The organism is Stenotrophomonas maltophilia group sp. RNC7, assembly GCF_030910085.1.
GTDB classification, from domain to species: Bacteria; Pseudomonadota; Gammaproteobacteria; order Xanthomonadales; family Xanthomonadaceae; genus Stenotrophomonas; species Stenotrophomonas sepilia.
Genome location: NZ_JAVFVN010000755.1, coordinates 1 through 308, shown reverse-complemented (window position 1 = coordinate 308; position 308 = coordinate 1). Strand labels below are relative to the sequence as shown.

Below are 308 nucleotides of genomic sequence, written 5' to 3'. Positions count from 1 at the left end.
TGCGATTGGAACGGCTATGTTGCCAAGGTCGCGCAGCTCCATGCGGCACGCAAGCGGCCCAAACAGTTGAAAGACGTAGAAATCCCCCTCCCCGACACCAGACCCGAAGAAGACGCGACCGCCGTGGCGGAAATTCCACTCACGCAGTTCCGCCCGGCGCCGGTTCAGCATATTCGGATGGTCGGCCCTGCATTCATACCGGACGTCGACAATGAGGCATTCGGGCGGATGCGCCGACAGCAATAGGACTGTCGGCCGGGCTCGCTACCGCGTTTTGCATTACGCGGTCACTGGAATTCTGGATCAAT

1 protein-coding gene is annotated in these 308 nt (G+C 60.1%); it reads left to right on the top strand.

Translation table 11 applies throughout. From position 1 onward, the window contains the following. Nucleotides 1-246: hypothetical protein (locus tag RCF13_RS17875; protein ID WP_308141418.1), on the top strand; the 246-nt coding region annotated here is incomplete at its 5' end. Between the last annotated feature and the right edge of the window lie 62 nt (nucleotides 247-308).